23 protein-coding genes are annotated in these 24,853 nt (G+C 72.0%); 9 read left to right on the top strand and 14 right to left on the bottom strand.

The window, feature by feature from the left end:
- Window positions 1-62: 62 nt before the first annotated feature.
- Complete coding sequence (locus BJ981_RS26880) at window positions 63-668, top strand: TetR/AcrR family transcriptional regulator (protein ID WP_184614938.1); 606 nt, start codon at window positions 63-65, stop codon at window positions 666-668.
- A 15-nt stretch (window positions 669-683) separates the two neighbouring features.
- On the opposite strand, the gene BJ981_RS26885 is transcribed toward BJ981_RS26880, so the two are convergent.
- Together BJ981_RS26885 and BJ981_RS26890 are read right to left on the bottom strand one after the other, a co-directional pair.
- Window positions 684-2,672, bottom strand: a complete 1,989-nt coding sequence (locus tag BJ981_RS26885; protein WP_184614940.1) for a glycoside hydrolase family 44 protein — start codon at window positions 2,670-2,672, stop codon at window positions 684-686.
- A 184-nt stretch (window positions 2,673-2,856) separates the two neighbouring features.
- Window positions 2,857-3,258 (bottom strand): ATP-binding protein, encoded by a 402-nt coding sequence (locus BJ981_RS26890; protein ID WP_184614942.1) that lies wholly within the window; start codon window positions 3,256-3,258, stop codon window positions 2,857-2,859.
- A 237-nt stretch (window positions 3,259-3,495) separates the two neighbouring features.
- Between BJ981_RS26890 and BJ981_RS26895 the strand changes: the two genes are divergently transcribed.
- Window positions 3,496-4,341: a helix-turn-helix domain-containing protein gene (locus tag BJ981_RS26895; RefSeq protein WP_184614944.1), complete on the top strand. Its 846-nt coding sequence runs from the start codon at window positions 3,496-3,498 to the stop codon at window positions 4,339-4,341.
- Window positions 4,323-4,532 carry a DUF397 domain-containing protein gene (locus tag BJ981_RS26900; protein WP_184614946.1) on the top strand — a complete coding sequence of 70 codons (210 nt, stop codon included), beginning with the start codon at window positions 4,323-4,325 and terminating at the stop codon, window positions 4,530-4,532. Before BJ981_RS26895 ends, BJ981_RS26900 begins: the two co-directional genes overlap by 19 nt.
- Window positions 4,533-4,575: 43 nt before the next feature.
- Here the strand turns inward: BJ981_RS26900 and BJ981_RS26905 are convergent, their stop codons facing one another.
- On the bottom strand, window positions 4,576-4,884 hold the full coding sequence (locus BJ981_RS26905; protein ID WP_184614948.1) for a putative quinol monooxygenase: 309 nt from the start codon (window positions 4,882-4,884) through the stop codon (window positions 4,576-4,578).
- A gap of 218 nt (window positions 4,885-5,102) precedes the next feature.
- Between BJ981_RS26905 and BJ981_RS26910 the strand changes: the two genes are divergently transcribed.
- The gene (locus BJ981_RS26910; RefSeq protein WP_184614950.1) at window positions 5,103-5,366 is read left to right on the top strand and encodes a winged helix-turn-helix transcriptional regulator; all 264 of its coding nucleotides are present in this window, start codon (window positions 5,103-5,105) and stop codon (window positions 5,364-5,366) included.
- Here the strand turns inward: BJ981_RS26910 and BJ981_RS26915 are convergent, their stop codons facing one another.
- Window positions 5,367-6,266 carry a hypothetical protein gene (locus BJ981_RS26915; protein WP_184614952.1) on the bottom strand — a complete coding sequence of 300 codons (900 nt, stop codon included), beginning with the start codon at window positions 6,264-6,266 and terminating at the stop codon, window positions 5,367-5,369.
- Between the two features lie 172 nt (window positions 6,267-6,438).
- Entirely contained in the window at window positions 6,439-6,891 is a 453-nt protein-coding gene (locus tag BJ981_RS26920; RefSeq protein ID WP_184614954.1) for a MarR family winged helix-turn-helix transcriptional regulator, read from the bottom strand.
- Window positions 6,892-6,944: 53 nt separating this feature from the next.
- Between BJ981_RS26920 and BJ981_RS26925 the strand changes: the two genes are divergently transcribed.
- A complete protein-coding gene (locus BJ981_RS26925) occupies window positions 6,945-7,796 on the top strand; it encodes an alpha/beta fold hydrolase (RefSeq protein ID WP_184614956.1) in 852 nt (283 codons plus the stop codon).
- Window positions 7,797-7,886: 90 nt separating this feature from the next.
- On the opposite strand, the gene BJ981_RS26930 is transcribed toward BJ981_RS26925, so the two are convergent.
- Together BJ981_RS26930 and BJ981_RS26935 are read right to left on the bottom strand one after the other, a co-directional pair.
- On the bottom strand, window positions 7,887-8,564 hold the full coding sequence (locus tag BJ981_RS26930; protein WP_184616429.1) for a tetratricopeptide repeat protein: 678 nt from the start codon (window positions 8,562-8,564) through the stop codon (window positions 7,887-7,889).
- Window positions 8,565-8,711: 147 nt separating this feature from the next.
- Window positions 8,712-10,361, bottom strand: coding sequence for an MFS transporter (locus BJ981_RS26935; RefSeq protein WP_184614958.1), 1,650 nt, complete (start codon window positions 10,359-10,361; stop codon window positions 8,712-8,714).
- Window positions 10,362-10,852: 491 nt separating this feature from the next.
- Here BJ981_RS26935 and lon point away from each other — a divergent pair, with 491 nt between their 5' ends.
- Window positions 10,853-13,231: an endopeptidase La gene (lon, locus tag BJ981_RS26940; protein ID WP_184614960.1), complete on the top strand. Its 2,379-nt coding sequence runs from the start codon at window positions 10,853-10,855 to the stop codon at window positions 13,229-13,231.
- Window positions 13,232-13,380: 149 nt separating this feature from the next.
- On the opposite strand, the gene BJ981_RS26945 is transcribed toward lon, so the two are convergent.
- Window positions 13,381-14,295 (bottom strand): M12 family metallopeptidase, encoded by a 915-nt coding sequence (locus BJ981_RS26945; protein WP_184614962.1) that lies wholly within the window; start codon window positions 14,293-14,295, stop codon window positions 13,381-13,383.
- Window positions 14,296-14,610: 315 nt separating this feature from the next.
- Here BJ981_RS26945 and BJ981_RS26950 point away from each other — a divergent pair, with 315 nt between their 5' ends.
- Window positions 14,611-15,927 (top strand): S1C family serine protease, encoded by a 1,317-nt coding sequence (locus tag BJ981_RS26950; RefSeq protein WP_184614964.1) that lies wholly within the window; start codon window positions 14,611-14,613, stop codon window positions 15,925-15,927.
- Window positions 15,928-16,092: 165 nt separating this feature from the next.
- On the opposite strand, the gene cydC is transcribed toward BJ981_RS26950, so the two are convergent.
- From cydC to BJ981_RS26970, 4 genes are read right to left on the bottom strand one after another with little or no spacing between them, the layout of a single operon-like run.
- Window positions 16,093-17,883 carry a thiol reductant ABC exporter subunit CydC gene (gene cydC / locus BJ981_RS26955; RefSeq protein WP_184614966.1) on the bottom strand — a complete coding sequence of 597 codons (1,791 nt, stop codon included), beginning with the start codon at window positions 17,881-17,883 and terminating at the stop codon, window positions 16,093-16,095.
- Window positions 17,884-17,890: 7 nt separating this feature from the next.
- Window positions 17,891-19,687, bottom strand: coding sequence for a thiol reductant ABC exporter subunit CydD (cydD, locus tag BJ981_RS26960; RefSeq protein WP_184614968.1), 1,797 nt, complete (start codon window positions 19,685-19,687; stop codon window positions 17,891-17,893).
- 7 nt (window positions 19,688-19,694) lie between these two features.
- Window positions 19,695-20,501: a cytochrome d ubiquinol oxidase subunit II gene (locus tag BJ981_RS26965; RefSeq protein WP_184614970.1), complete on the bottom strand. Its 807-nt coding sequence runs from the start codon at window positions 20,499-20,501 to the stop codon at window positions 19,695-19,697.
- 31 nt (window positions 20,502-20,532) lie between these two features.
- Entirely contained in the window at window positions 20,533-21,717 is a 1,185-nt protein-coding gene (locus BJ981_RS26970) for a cytochrome ubiquinol oxidase subunit I (RefSeq protein ID WP_184614972.1), read from the bottom strand.
- Window positions 21,718-21,801: 84 nt separating this feature from the next.
- On the opposite strand from BJ981_RS26970, the gene BJ981_RS26975 reads away from it, so the two are divergent.
- Window positions 21,802-22,143: a PadR family transcriptional regulator gene (locus tag BJ981_RS26975; protein ID WP_184614974.1), complete on the top strand. Its 342-nt coding sequence runs from the start codon at window positions 21,802-21,804 to the stop codon at window positions 22,141-22,143.
- A gap of 36 nt (window positions 22,144-22,179) precedes the next feature.
- Here the strand turns inward: BJ981_RS26975 and BJ981_RS26980 are convergent, their stop codons facing one another.
- Window positions 22,180-22,872 (bottom strand): permease prefix domain 1-containing protein, encoded by a 693-nt coding sequence (locus tag BJ981_RS26980; protein WP_184614976.1) that lies wholly within the window; start codon window positions 22,870-22,872, stop codon window positions 22,180-22,182.
- A 129-nt stretch (window positions 22,873-23,001) separates the two neighbouring features.
- Between BJ981_RS26980 and BJ981_RS26985 the strand changes: the two genes are divergently transcribed.
- Window positions 23,002-23,586, top strand: coding sequence for a GNAT family N-acetyltransferase (locus tag BJ981_RS26985; RefSeq protein ID WP_184614978.1), 585 nt, complete (start codon window positions 23,002-23,004; stop codon window positions 23,584-23,586).
- A gap of 57 nt (window positions 23,587-23,643) precedes the next feature.
- Here the strand turns inward: BJ981_RS26985 and BJ981_RS26990 are convergent, their stop codons facing one another.
- On the bottom strand, window positions 23,644-24,756 hold the full coding sequence (locus BJ981_RS26990) for a Vgb family protein (protein WP_184614980.1): 1,113 nt from the start codon (window positions 24,754-24,756) through the stop codon (window positions 23,644-23,646).
- Window positions 24,757-24,853 lie beyond the last annotated feature (97 nt).

Below are 24,853 nucleotides of genomic sequence, written 5' to 3' on the forward strand. Positions count from 1 at the left end.
TGGGGTACCGCGATGACAACCCGATTCGGACGGTACGATCGGTACCTGTCGGAGGGAGGGCCATGGCGGGGGAGCGGCCGGGCGCCGGGCGTACGCGGCGACGCGGAGCCGCCCTCGAGGAGGCGATCCTGCGCGCCGCCGTGGACGAACTCACCCAGTCCGGATACGGCGGGCTGACCATCGACAAGGTCGCCGCCCGTGCCGGCACCAACAAGAACGCCGTCTACCGGCGCTGGCCGAACCGCCTCGCCCTCGGCATGGCCGCCTACCGCCAACTGACCACGACGGTGCAGCCCCCCGACACCGGCGAACTGCGCGCCGACGTCCTGGAACTGCTGCGCGGGGCCAACCGCCACTGGAGCTCCCCCCTCGGCGCGATCCTGCGCGAACTGCTCGCCGCGGCAGGCGGCGCGTCGGAACTCCTGGAGCAGGTGCGGGACAACTCCGGCGACGCCGTGGCCGCCCCCTGGTTGATCATCCTCGGCCGCGCGATCGCACGCGGCGAAGCCGCCCCCGAGGCGCTCCATCCGAGGGTCGCCACCGTGGCCATCGTCCTGCTCCGCAACGAGTTCGTCGTACGCGGAGTGCCCAGCGCCCCCGACGAGGTCCTCGTGGAGATCGTCGACGAGGTGTACCTGCCCCTGGTTCGGCGACGCGGGGAGCCCTGAGGCTCCCCGCCGACGCTATGAGCTGCGGGCGGGAGCCGTGCCCCGCGGGGTGGTGACCGTCGCCGGGGCGGACCAGGGGCCCCGGTTGCCCGCCGCGTCACGGGCGCGGACGCGGAAGGTGTAGCGGTGGCCGGGGGCCAGGCCGGTCACGGTGACGGAGGTCGCCGTGGTCGTCGAGCCGACCGTGCCGTCCGGGCCCGTGCGCGCCAGCTCGTACCCCGTCACGGCGACGTTGTCACCGGCGGGCGCCCAGGTGAGGGTGACCGTGCGGGGGCCCGGCCGGCTCGCGGACGGCGTGCCGGGCGCACGCGGCGGAACCGTGTCGGGCACGACGAGTTCGGTGACCGAGTTCGCCGGGAACGTCGCCGATATCGTGCTCACCCCGCCCGCGGCCGGGCGTACGGGCAGGTCGGCGCCGCGGACGATACGGGTCAGGTCCGCGCCGCCGTACCGGTACACCTGCGCGGCGCCGCCCGGTGCCCGGCCGGTGACGGTGACCGGGGAGGTCAGGTCCGCCCCGGTCTTGTTGACGACCATCAGCGTCAGCGCGCCGTCCGCGCCGCGGGTCGCCCCGTACAGCGCCAGCCTCGACTGGTCGGCGCTGACCGAGGCCACCGAGGTGTCGCCGAACCGGCCACCCTGGCCGTCGTAGTTCAGGTACATGCGGAACGCGTACGCCCCCGGGTCCGTCGCGGCCGGTGGATCCCACAGGGTGGCGAGGTCCGCGCCCTCCCTGCCCAGGATGCCGAGCATGTCGGCCTGCGCCAGCGCGCCGTTCAGCGAGCCGAGGGCGCCGAAGTCGTACTCGGTGAGGGCGACCTTGGTGCCCGGATAGTTCCGGGCGGCCATGTCCTTCATGCGGGGGATCAGGTACACCGGCTCCCCGATCCAGCTCTCGTCGGTGTAGGTGCGGTCCCACAGCGAGCGGGTCTGCCGCAGCCGCAGCGCCTGCGTCGCCGCGTCACCGGGATCGTCGTCGACGACGCCCCGCCCTTGCGGATACCAGTGGTTGTCGTAGTAGTCGAGGACGCGTACGCCGTGCTCCTGCTCGTACGCCCTCATCTGCCGCAGATACCACTCGCCGAAGGGCACGCCGCCGTGCGCCGCCCGGTCCGGCGGGTTGCCCCAGCAGCCCTCGATCGCGCATCTCTGCTGGTCGGAGCCGGACAGCGTCAGCGAGGACCAGCCCCAGCCGACCGGGCCCAGCGTGGCGGCCCCCGGGTCGGCCGCCTTGACCGCGCTCGCGATCGCGTACGTCCGGTCGCGCATCTCGTCGTAGGACGCTCCGGCGGGGTGGACGTCGCGGTGCGTCGCGTGCCAGATGTCCGGTTCGTTGTCCAGGTTGTAGAACCGCACGCCGCCGTGGGCCGCGTCGCCGTACCGGTCGCGCAGATGGGCGATCCAGCCGGTGACGTACTCCGGGCCGATCTCGGCACTCGTGTCGTGCGGGTCGTTGCCGGTGACGTAGGTGCCGTCGGGCCGGACGCCGTTGCCGCAGTCGGGCGCCCAAGGGTCGGTCGACTGCTGCGGGCCGTACTTGGCCACGCTGAACCCGCACGCCCGGGCCCGGTCCTTCGGCGCCCAGCCGATCAGCGGCACGGTGATGAGGCTGTCGGTGCCGGTTCGCCGGTCCTGGTCGGCGAACCGGTCGGTCTCCGAGCCGTCCGGCGGCGCGCCCGGGCCGGGATCGTCGCCGGGGATGTTCTCGAAGTACCAGTCCGAGGCCCGGTTGGTGGTGTCCAGCCGGTAGTCGTACCGGGTGGTGGCGTTGCCGCCCCAGCGGCGTACGGGCAGGCGCAGTTCCCTGGCCAGGTCCTCGCCGGCGAAGTTCATGCCGTACACCTGCGGGCTGATGGGGTGCGTGGCCGCGGTCAGGTCCACCGTCAGGGCCGGTCCGGCCTCGGCGGCGAACCCGGCCCCGGCGGCCTGGGCGGGTGGAGCGACGGCGGCGACGACGAGCACGGTCGTCGCGACCAGGGCGAGCCGGTACCGATGCGATGGCATGTGGACGCTCTCCTCGAGGTGGGCGTGGGCGCGTGGGGGGGTGCACCATTACGCGCCACATGGTGCCGCCCTGCCGCCGGCAGGTCCAGACCATCGACACCGACCAGGGGTTGATCCGCCGGTCAGATGAGAAAAGAGGCGCACCTTCGAGCCCCTACATCGCCGTATCGACCCAGGCCCTCATTCACCGGAAGGTGATCTGGAACCAGACGGCACGACGGGCGCCTTCCGGGTAGGTGCCCCAGCGTTTGGCGAGTGCCCGGAGAATCTGGAGTCCCCGGCCGTTCTCGTCCGTCGGCTCGGCGGTACGCGGCCGCGGAACGCCGTACGGCGAACCATCGTCGAGGACGACCACGTGCAGCCTCCTGCCGGGCAACTCTCCGATGCTCAGCCGAACGGTCCCGCCGCCCAGCCGCGAATCGGAATAGGCCACCGCGTTGGTGACCAGCTCCGAGACGAGCAGGGTCACGTCCTCCAGAACGGGATGGTCCTCGCCGAGCGTTTCTCTGACGAATTGCCGCGCGGCCCGGACGCTGAGAGGGATGCCTTCGAGCTCCGTCTCGCCCAGGAGAATTCCTACCGTCATACGCCTCGTCTCCTGCCGCCTATTCCGTGGCTTTGTCATGTTTCGCGCCATGACCGGCCGACAGAATTCGGTTACCATGCGCAAAGAATGCCTGCGGCGGGAGACGAGTCGAGGTAAATTCACACGGCGGAGGACGGCGATGAACGTCGGGCGACGGCTATTGACGACGGGCGTTGCCGTGGCCGGTCGTAATCTGTCGTTTCCGTCGCGTGTAGTCCCCCCGATTGAGGAGTGGCCGTGGAGGGTCAATCCGGTCCGAAGGCGATTTCCCCGCTGGAGCGCTTCGGCGCGGAGCTTCGTGCGTACAGGAAGGAGGCAGGTCTCTCACAAGCCCGTATAGGAGAACGTCTGGGCTGTTCGCAGGATTTGGTGTCCCAGATAGAACTGGCCAAGCGAACGCCGTCCCGGGACCATGCCGCGCGACTTGACCAGATCTTCGGGCTTGTCGAGAAAAAGTACTTCATCGGCCTATATCGGCGGATCGCCTATCCCACCGGCGGACCACAGTGGTTCTTGCGGTGGGCGGAAGAGATCGAGCCGAACGCGGGCGTCATCCGGGGATGGGATCCCCTCCTGGTTCCCGGCCTGCTCCAGGTCCAGTCTTACGCCCGCCACATCTTCCAGCGGGCACCGATGGTCACGGCGGCTCAAGTGGACGAGTTGCTCGCCAACCGCATGCGGCGAAAGGTGATCTTCGACCGGCAGGCCCCTCCGATGCTTTGGCTTCTCCTGGATGAGGGGGTGCTTCACCGTCCGGTCGGCGGTCCCGCGGTGATGTGCGAGCAACTGGACCACATGATCGCCTTCGCAGAGGAACCCAATGTGGCGATCCAGATCGTGCCGATCGCGGCCGGTTGCACCCCCGGAATGCTGTCGGCATTCGCCATGGCGGAGCGAAATCCGGGCGCTGTGCCCGACACCGTGTACGTGGAATCCGCCTCTGGAGGGGTTGTCACGGCGGAGGAGGCCGTCGTGAACTATATCCGTACCCGATACGACTCCATACGAGCCGATGCCCTCCCTCAGAAGGCGTCACTCAAGATCCTTAAGGATGTGTGCGAACAATGGCGCAGCCGAATTTGACGAACGCGCAGTGGCGTAAGTCGAAGTGGAGCGGGGACCACGGTGGCGGATGCGTAGAGGTGGCCACCAACCTCCCGGGCCTGGTGGCCGTCCGGGACTCCAAGAATCCTTCCGGACCCGCACTGGTCTTCCCTCCGCAGGAGTGGTCCCGCTTCCTTGACGGCACCGCGAAGGGGCGGTTCGACCTCTGACCGGGTCCCGCGAACGGCCGAGGGGTGGAGGCCGGAATCCAGGTCACTCGTCCAGATTCGACGCGACGCTGTGTCCGAAGGGGATGACCATGGTCCAGCCCTCGACCAGGTCGTTCATGATCTCTCCGAACCTCCGCACCGGCCCGTTCCTGATGTGGTTCTCAAAGGCGGCGACGTCCTTGTAGGCCTCATAGACGTACACCACATCAGGCTCCGCCTCCACCTCCCACAGGTCGAGACGCAGGGTGCCCGGCTCGGTATCCCTGGCCACCTGGGTGTTCCAGCGCGAGAACTCCAGGAACTCGGATCGCTTTCCTGGCTTGACGACGAGCCTGACGAGTGCTCCGTACATCACATGCTCCTGATCGTGGACGCGTTGTGCCGGCGGGGGTGGGTGGTTACGACGCCCCGGCGCCCGGGGCCCGCCCGGTGATGTATCCGTCGACCGACACCGCGTGGGCACTGAAGACCTTGCTCATCTCGGCGACTCCCTTATGAGTTCCTTTAAGAGACTATCTGACCCTAGCAGTGTTAGTTCCTTAAGGGAACCCTGGCGCTGGACTCAACCGCATGCAGCGCACGAAGTTCGGGGAGATGGCCTGTTCCATCGCGCGCATGCTCGACGTGATCGGGGAGCCGTGGTCGCCGCTGATCCTGCGCGATGTGTGGGCGGGCATCAATCGGTTCGACCGGCTCCAGGCCGGCCTCGGGATCTCACGCGAGGTACTGACGCGGCGACTCGGCCACCTCGTCGACCAGGGCGTGCTCGAACGCCGCCCCTGCGACGAGCGGCCGCGCCACGAGGGGGTAGATGCCTGCTCCGGGACCTCGTGATCAGCCCGGGGGGAGCTGGTTGTCGATGGCGACGGGCACGGCCAAGAGCGTCGGGGTGGTGAGTGTGGCGGGTTCGGACGGTCGTCTGACCAGCCTGGGGTTGTTGTGCCGCAGGGTCAGATACGCGGCCTCTCCGTTGGGCACTGCGCTCGCGTCGTGGGTCACCAGGCTCACGTAGCGTGCGGTCTCCAGCACGTCCGGCGGAATGTTGTCGCCGGCTATCTGGACCGGCACACAGAGGTGGCGGCGGGTGCCGAACCCGACGCCCGCCGGCCGGATCTGCGAGGCGAGCGTCGGGTTGAGCTGCTCGATCCCCATGTAGTTCATCGTCACGCCGGCGCTGTTCACCGGCATGACGGCCGTCGCCTTGTAGCACAGCAGGGAGATACGGGAGACGAGCGCCTTCACTCCGGAGGGCGGCCCGTAGATGTCGTTGCTCACGGGAAGGCAGAGCCGGCCCGGTTCGGTCATCCTGACGGAGACGGGCGGCGCGTTCTCGAAAAGCGGGTTCAGGTACTTCAGCACCAGTTCCCTGGTCCCGATGCCCCCATCTGTGGTGAACCAATAGCACGACACGTTGGCGTACCTGATGAAGTCCAGAGCGGGCAATGGCGGGGTCTGATAGTTGATGGAGATCGGTCCGCAGACCTGCTCGCGCGCATCGAGATGGACCGTGACGGGCGGCAGGTCGGCCAACGCCGGATGGATGTGCTTGAGCGTCAGGTCGAGGGGGGTCGGCACGTAGGTACCGGCCCGCCAGCACTCCAGGTTCAGGTTCGACACGAAATAGGGCGGAAACGCCAGCGCGGCGGCCGGCGCGGGCACCGCGACGTACACCGCCGCCAGTAGTGCCGCGAGGCCGGCCACCAGGCGACGGACCGCGATGCCGCGCTCGCCCATGGTGCCTCCATCGCTCGTCATCCGGCAGAGGTGGGCCGAGTGTGCGCCATGGCGGCCGCCCTGACAATGCTCATGACCGACCTCGGACACGCGCGGTTTTCGGTCGGATCTCCTTATGCCGGCCTTCCGGTTGAAAGAGCGGACCGGAACGTCCGAGGATGCCTGGTTCTGGTCAGGACTTGTGGACGTGTGCGTCGTACAGCCGCCGGAGGAGGTCGTTGAGGCGCCGGCGGTCCTGGTCGTCCAGCGGTTCGAGGAAGTCGTCCTGGCTCAGGGCCGCCTCGGCGGTGATGGCGTCGGCGAGCGCGCGCCCATGGGCGGTGAGGGTGATCATGCGGCGTCGGCCGTCTGCCGGATCGGGCCGTCGCTCGATCACGTCTTTGGCGGCCAGCACGTCGAGCACCGGCACGATGTTGCGGGCGTCCATGGCGACCAGGTGTGCGAGGCGTTGCTGGCCGATGGGTCCCTGATCCCTGAGCACCACAAGTATCGAGTGCTGGCTCTGGGTCAGCTCGTGGGCGGTCAGGAACGCCGTCCACGAGCGCACGGCCAGCGATCCCAGGCGCGCCAGCAGGAAGCCGGTGCCGCGCTCGTATGCGGGACGGTCTTCGCTGCTTCCCTTCATGGCCGCCACGCTAGCAGATAGACATGAATCATGTATTTCGATATACATGGCTCATGTCTATCGAGCTACGTCACACCTTCCTCGACACCGGAGACGGCGCGCTGCACGTCGTCGAGGCCGGAGACCCCCACGGGCGGCCGTACCTGTTCCTGCACGGCTGGCCGGAATCGTGGCAGGCATGGAGGGACGTCATGACCCTGGCCGCGCCGGACGCCCGCGCCATCGCCATCGACCTACCGGGAGTGGGCCGGTCGGCCGCCACAGGAGACAGAGGCGTCAAGCGGCTCCTGGCCGCCAGGGTCCACGAACTGATCCGGTCCCTGGATCTCACCGACGTCACCCTGGTAGGTCACGACGCCGGAGGGATGGTGGCCTACGCCTACCTCCGCCGGTACCCCCGGATCGCTCGCGTCGTCATCATGAACACGGCGATCCCCGGCGTGGAGCCGTGGACCGAGGTTCTCAAGAATCCCTATATCTGGCACTTCGGCCTGCATAATGTGCCGACACTGCCCGAGACGCTGGTGCAGGGACATCAGGCCGAGTACTTCGGCTACTTCTATGACGTCTTGTCAGCCGACCCCTCGAAGATCGGCCCGGAGTCGCGTGCCGCCCACGCCGCCGCGTACGACAGCGACACCTCCCTCACCGCCGGGTTCGATCTCTACCGGGCGTTCGCTCAAGATGCCCACGACAACACCGCTTCCGCCGTGGCCATTCGCACCCCGCTGCTCTACCTGCGCGGCCGGCGCGAGCAAGGCGACATCGCGACCTACGAATCCGGTTTCCGTGCGGCCGGGATCGAGAACCTGACCACGGCCGTGGTGCCGGGCGCGGGCCACTTCGCGCCGGAAGAAGCACCTGCCGAGGTGTGGCGGCTCATCCGCGAGTTCGCCGGCCGGTGACTCCGCGACGACCGGCGCCGTCGACGAGCTCATCCTCAACAGGACCGTCGCCCGCTACGGACACTACGAGCCTGCGGCTCATGGCGCCTTTCAGTCCCGGGTCTCGCTACGGTCAGCGTCCGGCGCCATGATCTGGGAACGCGCTTCCGTGACCTGCCTCATGATGCGTTGAGCCCCGCAGGCCTCGGCGGTGGCATACGCCTCCTCGGCCAGTGCCAGCGCGTCGTCACGCCGGCCTTGTGCGACGGCGATGTAGATCAGTCCGACCTGATCCGCGGCGGCGCCGGCCAACAGCCCGATCTCTCGGCGCAGTCGTGCCGCTTCCTCCAGACGCTCCCGGGCGGCGTCCAGCCGACCCGCGTGGTGGTCGGCGATCCCCAGATGTCGAAGCGCCTCCGACCGGGTATACCGGTCTCCCGCCAGGGTGGCCAGGTCGTATGCCTGCTCAAGGAGGGGCAGGGCACTATCAAGATCATTTCGTACGACCTGGTGAAAACAGCCCAGCCAGAACACCGACTCGGCTTCGCCCGTCGAATCACCGAGCATCCGGTACAACTGCGTCGCACGCTCGAACAGCGCCAGCTCGCGCGGATCCTCATGCCGCTCATTCAGAAACCGCGCGTGCAAGATCCGGCCACGAGCCAACGCCAGACCGGCTTCGGCCCTGTCCAACTCCCGCTCCGCCTCTGCCAGCCCACCGAGGTCACCGACGAAAACAGCGCGCTCATAGGACAGCCTGGCCTGCTCGATGGCTCTCTCCGCGCCCATCCCGCCCCCACCGGTCATCCACCACATTGACGATGCGATCGTAGTCAGCCGGTTCGGCCGGTCGTACGCGCAGGCATCGGCTCACGATCACCGATCGTCCCGGCACTGAGGGGGCGCCGCAAGGTGAGGGGTCTCGCCGTACCTGCTCTAAGGGTGGCGGCCTGCCTTCCTCGTAGGGGGGTGCTGTTCCAGGGGTGGGGCGCAGAGGTCGCAGGCGGTGGGGCGTTCGGGTTCGGTGGGGGCGGTGCGGAGGACGTTCGTTCTGATGGTGAGGAAGGTCAGGAGGGCGGAGCAGGCCATCATGGCGGCGCTGGTCAGCATGGCGGTGCGGAAGCCCGCGGTGAACGCGGGCGCGGAGGTGTAGGCGGCGCCGGTCAGGCCGACCAGCGGGGGGATCGCCGCCACCGCGAGCAGGCCGCCGGTGCGGGCGACCGCGTTGTTGACGCCGCTCGCCACCCCCGCGTACCGCTCGTCGGCCGTGGCCAGCACGGTCGCGGTGAGCGGCGCCACCGCCGCCGACAGCCCGAGCCCGAACAGGGCGACGCCGGGCAGCACGTCGGCCAGGTACGAGGCCCCGGGGCCGACCCGGGCCAGCAGGAGCAGCCCCGCCCCGCACAGCAGGATGCCGGCGGTCATCGGCAGGCGCGGGCCCACCCGCCTGGCCAGCTCGCCCGCCCGCGGGGACAGCAGCAGCATGAGCAGCATGACCGGGAGCATCGAGGTCCCGGCCGCGACCGGGGAGAACTTCGCGGCCACCTGCAGCTCGACGACCAGCAGGAACGTCACCACGCCGAGCGCCGCGTACATGATCAGCGTCACCACGTTGACGGCCGTGAACTCCCTGCGGGCGAACAGGCGCACCGGCACCAGCGCGGGCACCGGGGACCCGGGACGGGAGCGGCGCGTCTCCACGATCGCGAACGCCACGCCCAGGGCCACGCCGAGCCCCGCGGCCAGCGGCGGCAGCGCGGCGTCGCGCTCGATGAGCCCGTAGGTGATCCCGGCCAGCGCCAGGGCCGCGAGCGCCGCGCCGAGGACGTCGAAGCGCCCGGTGGCCGACTCGTCCTTCGTCTCGGGGACGTGCCGCACGGCGATCAGCACGACCAGCGCGGCGAGCGGCAGGTTGATCAGGAAGACCCACCGCCACCCCGCGGACTCCACCAGCCAGCCGCCGAGCAGCGGCCCGACCGCGCCCGCCACCCCGCCGAGGCCGGACCAGATGCCCACGGCCCGCGGACGGTCGTCGCGGGCGAACGACGCCTGGATGATCGCCAGCGATCCAGGGGTGAGCAGCGCCCCGCCGATCCCTTGCAGGGCGCGGGCCAGGATCAGCGTCCTGATGTCGGGGGCGAGGCCGCACAGGGCCGAGGCCAGGGCGAACCAGGCGACCCCGATGACGAACACCTTCCGCCTGCCGAACCGGTCGCCGAGGGAACCGCCGAGGAGGATCAGGCCCGCCAGCGTGAGCGTGTAGGCGTTCACGGTCCACTGCAGGCCCGACATCGAGGCGTGCAGGTTCTCGCCGAGGGTGGGCAGCGCGACGTTCACCACGGTGCTGTCGAGGAAGGCGATCCCGGACCCGAGCACGGTGGCCAGCAGGATCCACCGGCCCCGGGCCGAGTTCACCCGGACACCGTTACCTCCGGCACCTCCGACCGTGCCGCTCCCGCCGGCCGTGCCGTTCCGGGAGTCCGTGCCGCCGGGGCCGGCGAGACCGTGCGTGGTCTGCGTGACCTGCGGATCTGGTGTGTTCTGCGTGCCCTGGGGGTCGTCCTCCGCGCCGCGTGTGCCGCTCATGGTGCCCATCATGCTGGACGAAACTCCTCTTCCGGGCATCCGGTGCAGGTCTCGATCTCCGGCCATGGTCACCCCGGGGCGCCGATGCCGGACGGACAAGGGGGATCGGTGGGATGAGACGACGGCGGGCCTCAAGAATGAACGGCGGACCAGGGAGCGGGATGAACGCGGCGGGCCGGAGTGTTATGGGCGGCAAGGCCACCCGGGGGGGGGCATCCCCCCGGTGATCGGAGCCGGAGGCGCGCGCACCCGGCTGTGGTCGAGCGAAGTGTCCCGTGGTGGCCGAGGGCCGCCTTCGGGCGCGCAACGGCCGGTGCCGGAGCGAACGTGTCTCCGACCTGGGAGAACTCAATGATCAGACGCTTCTCCTGAGCGACGTCCACTGCGGGGATTACAGGATTACGATCGCTGGCAGCGAACACGCGCAGGCTCGGGAACAATCCAGGGCTCTCATTAATTGAGTCCATGTAACTCAACCCATTGGAGTTCGCATGAGTCAGAGCTTGATCCTCCCGGTTCTGCCGCTCGACGACGAGGTCGTCCTCCCCGGCATGGTCGTCCCCCTCGACCTGTCGGACGGTGAGGTCCGCGCGGCCATCGACGCCGCACGGGCGTCGACCTCGTCTCCGAGCAAGCCGCGGGTGCTGCTCGTGCCCCGGATCGACGGCAAGTACGGCGCCGTGGGCGTCACGGCGGTCGTCGAGCAGGTCGGGAGGCTTCCCGGCGGCGAACCCGCCGCCGTTGTCCGTGGTGTGGAGCGGGTGCGCGTCGGCTCCGGCACCACCGGGCCGGGCGCCGCGCTCTGGGTGGAGTCGACCCGCATGGACGTGATCCCCGCCGACGCCCGCGCCGCCGAGCACGCCAAGGAGTACAAGGCGCTGGCCACCACGATCCTGCAGAAGCGCGGCGCCTGGCAGGTCGTCGACGCCGTGAACCAGATCGAGGACGCCTCGGTGCTCGCCGACAGCGCCGGCTACGCCCCCTGGCTGACGACCGCCCAGAAGGTCGAGCTGCTGGAGAACCCCGACCCGACCGAGCGCCTCGTCAAGCTCGTCGAATGGGCCCGCGAGCACCTCGCCGAGCTGGACGTCGCCGAGACCATCCGCAAGGACGTCCAGGAGGGCATGGAGAAGCAGCAGCGCGAGTTCCTGCTGCGCCAGCAGCTCGCCGCCGTCCGCAAGGAGCTGTCGGAGCTGAACGGCGAGGCCGCCTCCGAGGAGGAGGACTACCGCGCCCGCGTCGAGGCCGCCGACCTCCCCGAGAAGGTCCGCGAGGCCGCGCTCAAGGAGGTCGACAAGCTGGAGCGCACCTCCGACCAGTCGCCCGAGAGCGGCTGGATCCGTACCTGGCTGGACACCGTCCTCGACATCCCGTGGAACGTCCGCACCGAGGACGGCTACGACATCGCCGCCGCCCGCGCCGTGCTGGACGCCGACCACACCGGGCTCGACGACGTCAAGGACCGCATCGTCGAATACCTCGCCGTGCGCAAGCGCCGCGCCGACCAGGGGCTCGGCGTCGTCGGCGGTCGCCGCAGCGGCGCCGTCCTGGCCCTGGCCGGCCCTCCCGGAGTCGGCAAGACCTCGCTCGGCGAGTCCGTGGCGCGCGCCATGGGCAGGAAGTTCGTCCGCGTCGCCCTCGGCGGCGTCCGCGACGAGGCCGAGATCCGCGGCCACCGGCGCACCTACGTCGGCGCGCTGCCCGGCCGGATCGTGCGGGCCATCCGCGAGGCCGGCAGCATGAACCCGGTCGTCCTGCTCGACGAGGTGGACAAGGTCGGCGCCGACTACCGCGGCGACCCGACGGCCGCCCTGCTGGAGGTGCTGGACCCGGCCCAGAACCACACCTTCCGCGACCACTACCTGGAGGTCGAGCTCGACCTGTCGGACGTGCTGTTCCTGGCGACGGCCAACGTCCTGGAGGCCATCCCCGGCCCGCTGATCGACCGCATGGAGGTCGTCACCCTCGACGGCTACACCGAGGACGAGAAGGTCGCCATCGCCCGCGACCACCTGCTGCCCCGCCAGCTCGACAAGGCCGGCCTCACCGCCGCCGAGGTCACCGTGGACGAGGAGGCCCTGCGCCGCCTCGCCGGCGAGTACACCCGCGAGGCGGGCGTGCGCTCGCTGGAGCGCGCGATCGCCCGCGTGCTGCGCAAGGTGACCGCCAAGGCCGCCCTGGACGACGCCGCGCTGCCGGTGTCGGTCGGCGCCGCCGACCTGGAGGGCTACCTCGGCAGGCCGCGGCACGTCCCCGAGTCCGCGCTGCCGGAGTCCTCGCAGCGCACCGCCGTCGCGGGCGTGGCCACCGGCCTCGCGGTGACCGGTGCGGGCGGCGACGTCCTGTACGTCGAGGCGTCGCTCGCCGACCCGGAGACCGGCTCCACCGCCGTCACGCTCACCGGCCAGCTCGGCGACGTGATGAAGGAGTCCGCCCAGATCGCGCTGTCCTACCTGCGCTCGCGCGGCGCGGAGCTGGAGCTGCCGGTCGGGTCGCTGAAGGAGCGCTCGGTGCACATCCACGTCCCCGCGGGCGCCATCCCCAAGGACGGCCCCTCGGCGGGCGTCACGATGACCACCGCGCTGGCCTCGCTGCTGTCCGGCCGCCCGGTGCGCCCGGACGTCGCGATGACCGGCGAGGTGTCGCTCACCGGCCGGGTGCTGCCCATCGGCGGCGTCAAGCAGAAGCTGCTCGCCGCCCACCGGGCGGGCATCACCACGGTGCTCATCCCGGCGCGCAACGAGCCCGACCTCGACGACGTGCCCGAGGCCGTCCGCCGCGAGCTGACGGTCCACGCCGTCAGCGACGTGCGCGAGGTGCTGGAGATCGCGCTCACCCCGGCGACGGTGGCCGAGCGCGCCGCGGCCTGAGCCGGACGTCCCGGGGCCCGGGCGGTCCCGGGTTCCGCGGTCCGTCACGGAGGCGGGTCACCCTTCCGGGTGGCCCGCCTCCGCGCGTCCGGCGGCGGGGGCTCGCGCGGAGGTTTCCGCCGAGCGCGCGGTCAGGGGACGGGCAGCGGTCAGGGGCGGCGCGGAGGGCATGCGTAGAGGGTCCGCACGGCGGCCAGGTCGCCCAGGCTGAAACCTCTTCGCTGGCCGATCTCGACGGGAACCGCCGGAACCAGCGTGTCCTGCCCGTTGCTGCTGAAGAACTTCCTGCCGTACAGCATCACCGAACCGTAGTCGAGCGGCCCGAACAGCCGGCTCCGGGCCGGGTCCAGCTTCCTGAACTGCGACTCGAAGCCTTTGATGACGTTCTCCAGGTGGACGGTCACCGCGGCGTCGCGGTCGGAGCGGGAGTGCTCGTGGTAGAAGCCGATCGCGTGCATCAGCTCGTGGATCACGATGCCCTTGTGCTCGCAGCCCCGCCCGATCGACAGGTCCTGCCCGCCCGCGCCCACGCGGCCCACGGACGAGTAGCAGCCGTCGCCCGGCAGGACGCGCAGGAAGTTCTCCTCGGAGGTCCTGGGCACGAACCGCACGCAGGTGTACCCCTGGAAGTCCTGCACCGCCGCCTCCAGCGCCTCGCGCGCCGCCGCGGGCAGCTCGGGCGACACCTCGTAGGGCACCGTGCGGCCGGGCCACAGCGCGCCGTCCTGCGTGGTCACCGTGCCCGCGCCGGGCTCGCGGCAGTCCCGCGAGCGCGCCGGGACCCCATCCGGGGTCTCGGGGACCCGGTCCGCGCGGCGGGCGCCGGGCAGGCGGAAGGCGCCCGCCGCCGCCTCCTCGGGCGTCCCGATGACGATGTCCCCCTCGGTCACCGCGTGCCCGTCGATCTCGACGTACTCGACCGTGCGCGGGTGGCCGGCCGGGTCGGGGACGGTGACGGACATCAGCGGGTGCTCGATCTGCTGCCGCCAGAGCGCGTCCAGCAGGTCGGACGGATCGTCCTCCGCGGCGGCCGGGACGGCGCCCGCCACCAACCCGGCCAACATGATCCCCAATATCGCAATTATTCGCATGAAATGCCCCCGGAAATGCGCCCGTAAGGTTCACGGGCATCGCGGGGCCAACCTACCCACGCCCTCATGCGGCAATTCCTCGGCAATTCCGCCGCCCATCGCCTCTGACCTGCGCCGCCGCCGTCCAGGCCGGCCGTCCCGCCACGGCCGCCGCGACGCTCAGGCGCGTTCAGCAAACCCTCAGTCAGGGCTTAGGCAGCTCTTATCGGCCGTTTGTCATCCTTGATTTACCGGTCCCAAGCCGGCCGCCGCCGGATGACGGCGAGTGCGGATGACAGTGGGGGAGCGATGAGCACCGAAGACCCGCGTGAGAAGACGACGGACGACACCACCCCGGTTCAGACGCCGGGTTCGCGGGGATGGAGCCAGTTCGGTAACACGCCGCCCGAGACGGGCGGCTACCGGCGGACGTGGCTCGGTGAGGAGGGCCCCGCCGTGACCCAGGCCCTCCCCGCGCGCCCCGGCGAGACGACGGCCTGGTGGACCAACGGGCGCAAGGCCATCGCCGGCCTCGCCCTGGCAGCCGTGGCGATCGGGGGCGGGGCCGCCGGGGCCTTCGTCGCCACCGCCGCCGCCGGCGGGCAGCCCGTGGTCACCAGCCCGATCATCAGGCCCGCGTCCGACTCCAGCGCGACCACCGTGGCCGACGTGGCCAAGGCCGTGCAGCCGTCCGTGGTGTCGATCACCGTGACGGGCGGCGGCGGGCAGGCCGAGGGCTCCGGCGTGATCCTTTCCACCGACGGCCTGATCCTGACCAACAACCACGTGGTGTCCGGCGCCGGGGGCGGCGGCCAGGTCCAGGTGAAGTTCAGCGACGGCAAGACCGCCTCGGCGACCATCGTCGGCACCGACCCCACCACCGACCTCGCGGTCGTGCGGGCGAGCGGGGTGTCCGGGCTGACCAAGGCGGCACTCGGCGACAGCGACAAGCTGCGGGTCGGCGACGCCGTCCTCGCCATCGGCAGCCCCCTCGGCCTGGAGGGCTCGGTCACGGCCGGCATCGTCAGCGCGCTGGACCGCACGCTGACCGTCGGCGGGGAATCCCAGCAACAGCAGCAGCTCCCGCCCGGCTGGGGCGGCGGGTTCGGGCGGCAGCAGCAGCAGTCGCAGGATTCGGGCACGACCATCGGCGGCGCCATCCAGACCGACGCGGCCATCAACCCGGGCAACTCCGGCGGCGCCCTGGTGAACGCCTCCGGCCAGGTGGTCGGCATCAACAGCGCCATCGCCACCAACGGCGGGGACGGCAACATCGGCGTCGGCTTCGCGATCCCGATCAACACCGCCTCGCAGGTCGCCGACCAGATCATCAAGACCGGCAAGGCGACCCACGCCTACCTCGGCGTCAACCTCGCCGACGCGACCGGCGACGCCCAGGGCGCGGTCATCGGCTCGGTGCAGCAGGGCAGCCCGGCCGAGCAGGCGGGCCTCAAGGCGGGCGACGTGATCACCAAGCTGGACGGCAAGCCGGTGTCCGGGGCCGAGACCGTGGTCGGCGCGGTGCGCGGCTACCGGCCGGGCACCAAGGTGACCGTCACCTACGCGCGCAACGGCGCCACGGCCACCGTCACGGTCACCCTCACCGAGAGGACCGTGTCGAGCTGACCTCCGACCGGCCGAAGGAGGGGGTGGCCGGACGAGGAAAGGGGCCGCCGGGACCGTGATGGTCCCGGCGGCCCCTGTCTTCGCGCTACCGGCACGGGCCGCAGGCCGGCCGTCATGAGGGGACGGCTCATGCCGGGCGCCCGGCCCAGCGTCCTCCCGGGCGGGTCAGCGGTGGCCGGAGGTGAGGGCCTCGGACTCCCACAGGTCGCGGTAGTAGCCGGGCTCGGCGAGCAGGTCCTCGTGGCGGCCGCGCTGGGCGACCCGGCCCTCGGACAGGACCATGATCTCGTCGACGTCCTCCAGCCCGCGCAGCCGGTGGGTCACCAGGACCGTCGTGCGGCCGTGGGTGACGTCCAGCAGGTCGGCCATGAGCGCGTCGGCGGTGCGCTCGTCCAGCGACTCGGCGGGCTCGTCCAGCAGCAGCACCTCCGGGTCGCGCAGCAGCGCGCGGGCCAGGGCCAGGCGCTGGAGCTGGCCGCCGGAGACCGTGCGCCCGTCCTCGCCGAGCGTCGCGTCCCATCCGGTCCGCTCGACGAAGGCGTCCAGGCGGGCGCGCCGCACCGCGGCCTCCAGCTCCTCCTGGCCCGCCTCGGGACCCGCCAGGCGCAGGTTGTCGCGCAGCGAGGCGCGGAACACGTACGGGTCCTGGGTGAGGCCGGTGATCCGGGCGCGGACGTCGTCGGGGGAGAGCGTGCGGACGTCCACGTCGTTGAGGGTGATCCGCCCCGAGGAGGGCTCGGCGACGCGCATCAGGGCGGCGAGCAGCGTACTCTTGCCCGCGCCGCTCGGCCCGACCACGGCCACCCGCTTGCCCGGGGTGAGCGTCAGCGACACGCCGTCCAGCGCGGGCGGCCTGCCGGGGGAGTGCCGGACGACCAGGTCCTCCGCGACGACGGTCAGCGGCCCCGCGGGCAGGGCGGCGGGTTCGGCGGGCGCGGGGACGGCCGGCGGCGTCGCGCGGACCTCGCGGAGCCTGCGCAGCGCCGCGGTGACCCCGGCCAGCCGCTCGCCCGCCGCCGCCAGCGGCAGGACCGGCTCGAACGACACCAGCGCCGTCAGCGCCAGGACGGCCGTCGGCACGGCGCCGAGGCCGGCGCGCGCCGCGACCAGGACGATCGCCGCGACGGTGAGGCCCTGGACCAGGGTGCCGAGCGCCAGCGCCGCCGCGTTCACCAGCGACCTGCGGCGCTCCAGCGCGGCCAGCCGGGCGTCGGCCTCCGCGGCGGCCTCCCGGGCCCGCTCGCCCGCGCCGTAGGCGGCCAGGTCCGCGGCGCCGTGCACCAGGTCGGCCACCCGGGCCGCCAGCTCCGCCCGCGCCGGGGCGAGCCTGGCCGCCCAGCGGCGCGTGGCCGCGTTGGTCACGGCGGGCAGCGCGACCCCGGCCACGGCGAGGCCCGCGAGCAGGACGAGCGCGGCGGACGGCAGCAGGAAGACGGCCAGCGTGGTGGCGGCGACGGCGGTCACCGCCGCCGCGACGGCGGGCAGCAGGCAGCGGACGAGCAGGTCCTGGACGGCGTCGGTGTCGTCGACCATGCGGCTCAGCAGGTCGGCGCCCCGGTGCCCGAGCGGCCCCGAGGGAATCAGCGCCTCGTACAGGCGCTCGCGCGTGGTGGCCTGGGCGCGCAGTGCGACGTCGTGGCCCGCCAGCCGCTCGCCGTACCGGAACAGGCCCCGGCTGGTCGCGAACGCGCGCACCGCGACGATCGCCACGCTCAGCGCCGCGAGCTCCGGCTGCTCGGCCGCCCGCGTGATCAGCCACGCGGCGGCCCCGATCAGCCCGAGCGCGGCCAGCTCCGCCGCCGCGCCCGCCGCGGCGGCCGCCACGAGCCGCCCCCGCGCCCGCCGCTCCGGCCTCGGCCCGGCGCCTCCGGACGCCGTGGCGCCGCCGGCCGGGGCGCGATCCGGTGCGGGGGTACGGGGGGTGGTGGCGTCGGGTGTGGGGGTCTGGGAGTTCATGGGGTGCTCACTCTCCCGTCAGGCCGGCGGGGACGCGGACGACGGGGCGGTCGGAGACGACGCGGCCGTTCTCGACGCGGATGACGCGGTCGGCCAGGTCGATCATCGCCGGGCGGTGCGCCACGATGACGGCCGTGCGGCCCTCGGCCAGCGTGCGGGTCGCCTCGACGATCGCGGCCTCGCTGCGGCCGTCCAGGCGGGCGGTGGGCTCGTCCAGCAGCAGCACCTCGGCGCCGGGACGGCAGAACGCGCGGGCCAGCGCCAGACGCTGCCGCTGGCCCGCCGACAGGTCCGCGCCGCGCTCGCCGAGCACGGTCGCGTAGCCCTCGGGAAGGGCGGCCACGAAGTCGGCGGCCCTGGCGGCCTCGGCCGCGGCCCGCACGTGGCCGGCGGAGGCGCCGGAGCCCATCGCGATGTTCGCGGACACCGTGTCGGCGAACAGGTGCGGGCGTTGCGGCACGAACGCCAGCCGTGCCCGCCACAGGCCGAGCTCGTCCTCGGAGAGATCGGCGAGGTCGGCGCCGCCGACGAGCACGCGGCCCCGCGCCGGCGTCACGAAGCCGAGCAGCAGGTGCAGCAGGGTGCTCTTGCCCGCCCCGCTCTCCCCGGTGAGCGCCACCCGCTCGCCCGGCGCGATCACCAGCGATACGCCGCTCAGCGCGGCGTCCTCGCGACCCGGATACCGGACGGTGACGTCCTCCAGGCGGATCTCCGGCACCCCGGCGGGCACGGCGCCGAGCCGTCCGGCCGCCGCCGCGCGCACGGGGGCCTCGGGCGCGGAGCTCGCTTCGGGCCCGAGGGTCGCCGCCGGCACGGGGGGCGTCTCATCGGACGAGGTCCGCTTCTCCCCGGGGGCGTCGTCGTTCGCGGGGGCGCGGTCGTCCAGGACGGCGAAGGCGTCGTCGGCCGCGGCGACGCCCTCCATGGCCGCGTGGAACTTGGTGCCCATCGCGCGCAGCGGGATGTACGCCTCGGGGGCCAGGAGCAGGACCAGCAGGGCGACGCGCAGGTCCAGGGAGCCGGACAGCAGCCGGAGCCCGACCGGGACGGCGACCAGGGCCAGTGACAGCGAGGCCACGAGCTCCAGGACCAGCGAGGACAGGAAGGCGACCCGCAGCGTCCGCATGGTGGCCGCGCGGTGGGCGTCGGCGACCTGGCGGATGACCGTGGCCTGGTAGCGGGCCCGTCCGAAGGCGCGCAGGGTGGGAAGCCCGCGCACGACGTCCAGGAAGTGGCCGCCGAGCTGGGAGAGCGCCCGCCACTGCCGGTCGGTGACCTCCTTGGTGCGCCATCCGACCAGCGCGCCGAAGACGGGGATCAGCGGCAGCGTCACCAGGACGATCACCGCGGTGCCGAGGTCGGCGGCGAACAGCCGGGCCAGCACGGCGACGGGCACCACCCCGGCCACCGCGACCGCGGGCAGGTAGCCGGTGACGTACGGGTCCAGCGCGTCCAGCCCGCGCCCGGCGAGGGTGACCAGCTCGCCGGAGCGGCGCGAGGCGAGCCGGGCGGGCCCGAGTTCGCCGAACCGGGCCAGCAGCCGCCCGCGCAGCACCGATTTCAGGGCGGACGCCGTGCGCCCGGCCGCCGCGCCGTGGAGGAGGCCGAACAGGGCACGCGCCGCCACGACGCCGGCCAGGGGCAGCAGCGCCGCGGTCGTGAGCGCGCCCGAGAGCACGCCGGACAGCAGCTCGGCCTGCGCCAGCACCAGCAGCCCGGCGAGCACGGCCGCCGCCACGCAGACGAGCAGATGGCGGCGAACCGCCCGCTCGGTTCGCGCCAGCAGCAGGAGATCTTTGTGCATCGCTTCCCTAGAAGAACGACGGGATACGGCCGGCGGCGCCGACGGCCGATCCGAGGGGGCCGAACGTGCGCCATACCCATACTTGCGCGCCTATGAGGATGGGTGTGACCGGCAGGGCGATGAAACTGAGCACATTCAGCGTCTCGGGGGGCGCGGTGTGGCCGAGCAGTGAGGAGGCGACCACGGCCAGCGGGACGGCGGCGGGCAGGGCGGCGAGGGCGGCCGTCAGCAACAGCCGCCGCCCGGTGCGCGCGCCCTCGGCCCGGCCGGACAGGCGCCAGGCGACGAAGGAGCGGGCGTGGACGGCGAACACGGCGGCCACGACCGCGCCGTACAGCAGGCTGGCCACGTCGAAGGGCTGATCGGGCAGGCCCCTGACCAGCGCGGCCAGCGCCACACCCCAGGACAGGGCCAGGCCCCACGATCCGGCGCACAGCACCGCGTCCCAGAAGCCGCGCCAGCGGTCGCCGTCCAGGCGGCGGCGGAACCACAGGCCCGCGTCCCGCAGGATCCAGGACACCAGCAGCAGCACCACGACGGGGTAGAGGCCGTTGATGACCGTGCCCTCCAGCGCGGGGAACGCGCCGAACAGCGTCCCGGCCAGGGCGACCAGCCACACCTCGTTGGCCAGCACGTAGGGGGCGATCGCGGCGACCAGGCGGTCGCGCTGCCGGGCCCGGCCGCCGGGTTCCCCGGCGCGCTCGCCGGCGCGGGCGAGCCAGGGCAGCGTCATGCCGACGCCGATGTCGAAGCCTTCCAGGGCGAAGTAGCCCACGAGCAGCACGGCCAGGACCGCGAGCCAGATGATCTCCATGGGGGGAGCTCCTAGGGGTTGTCGGGGGCCGTCACAGGGCGAGCGCCGGGGCGGGGGAGGGGGCGCCCTCCTCGGCCGCGCCGAGCGCGACCTGCCCGGGGCCCCGCCGTACGGCCCGCGCGATCAGCAGGTAGTCGACGATGGCGAGCATGCCGAGGACGCCCGCGAAGGCGGCGAACGAGAGCGTCACCATGCCCGTAGTGAGGCCGGGCGACATGGCGTCCTGCACGCGCAGCCTGCCGTAGACGAGCCACGGCTGGCGGCCGATCTCGCGGGCCAGCCACCCCGAGATGGCGATCAGGAAGGGCAGTGGCGTCATGATCATGAGGATCGGGTGGATCCACCGCGAGCGGGCCAGGACGTCGCGGATCAGCAGCGGCAGCAGGACGAGGAACACGATCAGGTGCAGGATGTTGGCGAACCCGATCATGAAGCCCAGGGCCACGCCCGGGGCCGTGCCGTTGAACTTGCCGGGCTGCAGGTCGCCGATCGCGCCGAACTGGGCGTAGCCGGCGCCGACGGCGATGACGATGCCGATGTTGGCCCACACCACGCCGGTGCGCAGCGACCTGCGGAAGAACTCCTGCTCGGTGGTGCGGCGGAACAGGTGGTAGGCGCTCGCGCCGATGATCACGAGGCTGCCCGTGACCAGGCCCGCACCGATGACGTGCGGGAACGCCGCGACCAGGCTGGGGTTGGACAGGAGGGCGCCGAAGTCGGTGAGGGCCAGGCGGCCGTCCTTCAGGACGGTGCCCGCGGGGTTCTGGAGGAAGGAGTTGGCGACCATGATCCAGAAGGCGCTGGCGTAGGCGGTCAGGGTGACCAGCCAGATGCACGCCAGGTGCAGCTTCTTCGGCAGGCGGTTCCAGCCGAAGATCCACAGGCCGAGGAAGGTGGACTCCAGGAAGAACGCCACCAAGGTCTCGATCGCCAGCGGGGCCCCGAAGACGTCGCCCGCGTAGTGCGAGAGCCCGCTCCAGGTGAGGCCGAACTGGAACTCCATCACCAGCCCGGTGAAGACGCCCACCGCGTAGTTGATCACATAGATCTGGCCCCAGAACCGCGTCATCCGCTCGAACACCGGTTTGCCGGTGAGCACGTACCGGGTCTGCATGATCGCCACGAGGGGGGCCAGGCCCAGGGTCAGCACGACGAACAGGAAGTGCAGGCTTCCCGTCACCGCGAACTGGGACCGGGCGAGGTCGAGCACGTTCATCGTCACGTCCTTAGTTGTGCCTGTCTACATATAGACAGTCTACATGTAGACTGGCGTCATGAAGCGGCTCGATAGGCTCCCCGGATGAACACCGACGCGCTCCGCGGGCACATGGACGCTCTGCTCCTGTCCGTCCTGGAGCACGAGCCCCTGCACGGGTACGCGATCATCGAGGCCCTGCAGGTCCGCAGCGGCGGCGCGCTCACCGTCCCCACCGGCACCGTCTATCCGGCGCTGCGCCGCCTGGAGCGCCTGGGCTACCTCGTCAGCGAGTGGGCGACCGTGGGCGGGCGCAGGCGCCGCACCTACCGCCTGACGCCGGCGGGGCGGGCGGCGCTGGCGGGCGAGCGCTCGGCGTGGCAGGCGTTCACCGACGCCATCGGCAGCGTCCTCGCGCCCCGCTCCTCGCAGGACGGGGCCCGATGACCGGCGCCCCGCCGCGGCGTGGCCGGCCCGCGGCGGTCAGGCGGCGGGCTGCGGCGCGGGCGCGCGGCGCGTGACCAGCAGGCACCGCGTCGCGCCACACAGCAGCCAGCCCGCGACGGCGTAGCTGAACAGCGACGCGGCCGCGCCCGGCAGGAAGGTGGTGGTGTCCTCCAGCACGGTGCCCCGGCCGTACGTCAGCGCCGCGGACATGCCGATGATCGCGGGCACCTGGATCCACAGCAGCACGCCGATCGCCCGGGTCAGCATCATCGGCCTGCGGAGCCTGCGCGGCCCCCGGGTGAAGGCCAGCAGCATCAGGGCGCCGACGACGCCCATCGCGAACTGGAAGACGTCCAGGAAGTGCGCCAAGGGGGAGAACCAGGCGGGCTTCAGCGGCCCCCACTCGTCCCCCGGGTAGAACCGCCAGATCAGGCTCCACATCACCGTGTTCACCGGGACGGCGACGAACAGCGCCGCGGCGGTCCTGCGGCCCTGGGAGGCGGCCAGCTCCTCCTGGTACCCGGGCGCGATCTCGCCCACCGGCCCGAACTCGGCCACGGCCAGGCGCTCGGCCTCCGAGCGGTCCAGCCCCTCGGCGTGGTAGGCGTCGGCGGTGTCGGCGAGGCTGTCACGGGCCTCGGTGACCATGTCCCGCCGCAGCCGGAACGGCCCGCGCAGGGTACGGCGCAGCTCGGTCACGTAGTCGTCGATGACACCCGCGCTGGCCATGTGCTCCCCATGTGCAGACCGTGATGGACCAAGTCTCACCATTCTGGTGGGTACCCGCGCCGCCCGGGCATCCGGGGAATCCCTGACCCGTCCCTGGACACCCGGCGGGCGCGCGCGAGACTGCCGTCCATGAAGGATTCCGGCGGCGGTGGCCGTACGAAGGACAACGGACCGGACGGCGGCGCGGGCGGAGGTGGGGACGGTCGCCGCGTGACGGCGGAGCGCATCGGGACGGCGCGGCTCGCGCTGACGCCTCTGACGGTGCGGGACGCCGCCGAGATGGTGGAGGTCCTCGCCGGCGAGGACCTGTACGTCTTCATCGGGGGAGCGCCGCCCGGCCTGGACGACCTGCGGTCCCGGTACGCCAGGCTGGTCGCGGGGCGGTCCCCGGACGGCGGGCAGGACTGGCTGAACTGGATCGTGCGCCGGGAAGGCGACGGCCGGGCGGTCGGCACGGTCCAGGCCACCGTGACCGGCGCGGGGCGGCGGGCCGAGATCGCCTGGGTGGTCGGCACGGCGTGGCAGGGGCGCGGGTACGCCTCCGAGTCCGCCGCGGCGATGGCCGGGTGGCTCCGGGCTCAGGGCGTCACCGTCCTCCAGGCCCACATCCATCCGGGCCACGAGGCGTCCATGAAGGTGGCGGCCCGGATCGGCCTGCGCCCCACCGGCCTCGTCGAGGACGGCGAACGCGTGTGGCTCTGGGAACGGACCTGAGGCGCGGCCCCGGTGCGGGCGCCGCGGCCGGGAGGGCCGCGGCGCCCGCGGGGGCGGTCAGGGGGTGACGACGGCGAGCTGGTCGACGTAGTCCTCGGTGACCCACAGGTTGTCGTCGGAGGCGAGCGCGATCTGCAGCGGTCCCGCGACGCTGGTGGGCAGGGCGTACTCGCTGACCGTGCCGGTGGTGGTGACGCTGGCCACGTTGCCGGCGGACTGCTCGACGAACCACACGTTGTCGTCGGGGCCGAGCGTCACCCCCCAGGGGAAGGCGTTGGGATCGCCGAGGGAGTACTCGGTGAAGGTGGCGCCGGAGGTGTCGACCGAGCTGACCTTGCCGTTGCCGTCGGTGTACCACAGGTCGCCGTCCGAGCCGGTGGTGATGCCGAGCGGCACCGCGCCGGAGGGCGCGGAGTACTCGGTGACCGTCCCGCTGGTGGTGATCTTCCCGACGATGCCGGTGAGGGGCTCGGTGAACCACAGGTTCCCGTCCGGTCCCGCGGTGAGGAACAGCGGGTAGGCGCCGGAGGTCGGCACGGTGTACTCGGTGATGGTGCCCCCGGTAGTGATGCGCCCGATCTTGTTGCCGTCCGGTTCGGTGAACCACAGGTTGTCGTCCGGTCCCACGGCGATCGACCACGGGTAGGCGCCGGAGGTCGGCACGGTGTACTCGGTGATCGTGCCCGACGTGGTGATGCGCCCGATCCTGTTGCCGAACGCCTCGGTGAACCACAGGGCCCCGTCCGGCCCCGTGACGATGTGCGCGGGCTGGGAGTCGGCGTTGGGCAGGGAGTACTCGGTGAAGACGCCGCCCGTCGTGACCTTGCCGATCTTGTTGGCGTAGTTCTCGGTGAACCAGACGTTGCCGTCCGGGCCGGAGGTGATCCCGACGGGTGTGGACGGGGTGGTGGGGATGGAGATCTCGTCGATGCTCGGCGTCCGGAGGGCCCGCCGTGCGGCCTCGTCCGGCGCGAGCCTGGGCGCGGGGGGGAACACGCATCGGATCCGCTTGTGCCGCGGGTGCAGTTTGACCTTGAGGCACAGCTTCACCCAGGGACGCGGCGGCGAGGGATCGTGGGGTGGCGGTGCGGCGGAGACGGGCGCCTGGGCCGCGAGGATCAGTGCCATGACCATGAGCGGGTATCCGAGCGGTTTGAGGCTGCGACGCATGGCATACCTTCCAGAAACATCGACCGGGTTCTTTGGGAAAGCGGGCCGGCCCGGCCGCTTCAAATATCTCCCGGCGCCGCCGGTTCACCGTGAGCGT

Origin of the sequence: Sphaerisporangium krabiense (genome assembly GCF_014200435.1) — a bacterium.
In the GTDB taxonomy this organism is placed as follows: domain Bacteria; phylum Actinomycetota; class Actinomycetes; order Streptosporangiales; family Streptosporangiaceae; genus Sphaerisporangium; species Sphaerisporangium krabiense.